The organism is Arthrobacter sp. Cr_A7 (assembly GCF_029222765.1).
GTDB lineage: Bacteria > Actinomycetota > Actinomycetes > Actinomycetales > Micrococcaceae > Arthrobacter.
In genome coordinates this window covers 1-2636 of the sequence record NZ_JARHXQ010000119.1, presented here as the reverse complement: position 1 = coordinate 2636, position 2636 = coordinate 1, and the positions used below count along the sequence as shown (strand labels likewise).

General features: G+C 67.7%; 3 protein-coding genes. All 3 read right to left on the bottom strand.

Annotated elements, in window-relative coordinates; translation table 11 throughout:
- Positions 1-10: 10 nt before the first annotated feature.
- From P2Q66_RS07340 to P2Q66_RS07330, 3 genes are read right to left on the bottom strand one after another with little or no spacing between them, the layout of a single operon-like run.
- Entirely contained in the window at positions 11-649 is a 639-nt protein-coding gene (locus P2Q66_RS07340) for a TetR/AcrR family transcriptional regulator (RefSeq protein WP_079597464.1), read from the bottom strand.
- 60 nt (positions 650-709) lie between these two features.
- On the bottom strand, positions 710-2083 hold the full coding sequence (paaK, locus tag P2Q66_RS07335; RefSeq protein WP_275726813.1) for a phenylacetate--CoA ligase PaaK: 1374 nt from the start codon (positions 2081-2083) through the stop codon (positions 710-712).
- Between the two features lie 7 nt (positions 2084-2090).
- Positions 2091-2558 (bottom strand): hotdog fold thioesterase, encoded by a 468-nt coding sequence (locus P2Q66_RS07330; protein ID WP_275726811.1) that lies wholly within the window; start codon positions 2556-2558, stop codon positions 2091-2093.
- Positions 2559-2636: the final 78 nt, after the last annotated feature.

Here is a 2636-nt window from a genome sequence, read left to right as displayed (position 1 = left end):
TTGGGAGAGCCTAGGAGTGGCCGTGGAGGCCGTCGAACGCCATGGTGATCACGTCGTCGGCAAGCCTTGTGGGCGAGAGCGGACCGCCGGGCTTGTACCACTCCACAATCGAGTTGATCATGCCGAACAGGAGCCGGGTGACCGTCCGCGGATCGATGTCCTGGCGCAGCGAGCCCTCGTCGCGGGCCGCGGAAATCAGTCCGGCCACCTTGTGGTCGAACGTGCGCCGCCGCTCCAGCGCGTCACGTTCGATCTCGGTGTTGCCGCGCAGGCGCAGCAGCAGCGTGACGAAGGGCAGCCGGTCCACCAGCACGGCCACGGTCTGCCGGAGGACGAACTCCAGCCGTGCGTCGGCGGCTCCGGACGTCGCCTCCGGCTCCTCCAGAATCGCCTCGAGGCCGCCCAGTGCGTGGTCCAGGGCGAGCTTGAGGAGATCCCCCTTGGACGGCACGTGGTGGTAGATGGCGGACTTGGAGATGCCCAGGTTTTCGGCCAGGATGCCCATGGACGTGGCGTCGTAGCCGTGCCGGTTGAAGACGTCCACGGCGATGCGCAGCACTGACTGCTGGTCATAGCCGGGGCGCCCGCGCTTGGTGCCGGCGCTGCTCGCTGGACTGCCGGGGCTGGAGGTTTCGGTGGTGCTGGGCATAGTGGCTAGTTTCTCACGAACGGTCGGTAAGTCCGGGACGGCCCCGCACCACCGGTCCTGCTATCCCTTCGGCCGAAGGTCGTAGATCCGGCGCAGCTTGCCGTTGGACCGCTCGAGCGAGCCCGGCTCCACCACGTCCACCGCGCACGAAGAACCCACGTGGATCTTGATCTGCTCCTTCAAGGCGCGCGCCGCCGTCGTGCTCTGCTCGGGGGTGACGTTGTCCCGGCGCTCGATCCGGACGGTCAACTGGTCCATCCGCTGGCCCTCCGGCCGGGTGAGCTCGAGCTGGAAGTGCGGGCTAAGCTCCGGGATCCGCAGGGCGATTTCCTCGATCTGCGAAGGGAACAGGTTCACCCCGCGCAGGATGATCATGTCGTCGCTGCGGCCCGTGATGCGGCCCATCCGGCGGTGCGCGGGGCGGGCCGTGCCCGGGAGGAGGCGGGTAAGGTCCTTGGTGCGGTAGCGGATGATGGGGAGCGCTTCCTTGGTGAGCGAGGTGAACACGAGTTCGCCGTGCTCGCCGTCGCCCAGGACGTTTTCCTTGCCCGCCACGGGGTTGAAGGGGTCGATGATCTCGGGGCGGAAGTGATCCTCCCAGATGTGGCTGCCGTCCTGCGTCTCCACGCACTCGCCGGCGACGCCCGGGCCCATCACCTCGGACAGGCCGTAGATGTCGCAGGCCTTGATGTTCATGGTGACTTCGAGCTCGTGCCGCATCTCCTGCGTCCACGGTTCGGCGCCGAGGACCGCGTATTTCAGGGACGTGGAGGTGGGGTCGATGCCCATGTGCGCCATGGCGTCGGCGATGGTCAGCAGGTAGGTGGGCGTGGCCAGGATGGCGTCCGGCTGGAAGTCCTGGATCAGCTGGATCTGGCGTTCGGTCTGCCCGCCGGACATGGGGATGACGGTGCAGCCCAGTGCCTCGGCGCCGGCGTGCGCGCCCAGGCCGCCGGTGAACAGGCCGTAGCCGTAGGCGTTGTGGACCTTCATGCCGGGGCGGATGCCGGACGCGCGGAAGCAGCGGGCCACGAGCTTGGCCCAGTCAGCCAGGTCCTGCTTGGTGTACCCGACGACGGTGGGCCGGCCGGTGGTGCCGGAGCTGGCGTGGACGCGGGCCACCTCGTGCTGCGGCACGGCGAACATGCCGAACGGGTATTCCGCGCGCAGGTCCTCCTTGGTGGTGAACGGGAAGCTGCCCAGGTCGCTGAGCTCGCGCAGGTCCGAGGGGTGGATGCCGGCGTCGTCGAACTTGCGCTTGTACAGCGGCACGCGCTCGTAGGCGTAGGCCACCGTGTGCTGCAGGCGGCTGAGCTGGAGCGCCTCGAGCTCGTCGCGGGAGATGGTCTCCTCGCGGTCCAGGACGGCGTCCGTCTGCGCGGAAGTTGCGGCGGAGGTTGCTGCGGCGGGGGTTTCGGGGGCGTGCAGGGTCATGGTCTACCTACTTCTTGGGGATGGTGCGGCTGCGTCCGCGGAACTCGGCAATGAGCTCACCAGGGGTGCCGGAGGTGGGGGCTTCTGCCTGGGGGGCGTCGGCGGCGAAAATCTGGATGTCGTACAGGCCGCTGCGCCCGGCGCTGGAACGGCGGTCCGCGACGGCGGTCAGCACCTGGCCGCGGAAGGCGGGCTTGAGGAAGTTGATGTCCACGCCGGAGGCCACGGTGATGTTGTTTTCCTCACCGGGTGCCGGGACGGCCGGGTTGCATGCGAGCGCAAACGCCGTATCCCCGAAGGCGAAGATCATTCCGCCGTGGGCCATGCCGAAGCCGTTGAGCATTTCCTGCCGGAGGGTCATCCGGATGGTGGCGTGGCCGTCGCTCAGCGAGAGGACCTCGATGCCCATCCACTCGGAGGCGTAGTCGTTCTCCAGGATCTGGTGATGGGGCCCGGAAAGGGTTGTTTCAGCCATGCGTCATTGCCTCCAGCTTTATTTACCGAATGTTCATTAGGTAATCCCATGAGGGGGTCCGGTGTCAAGGCCATGCGG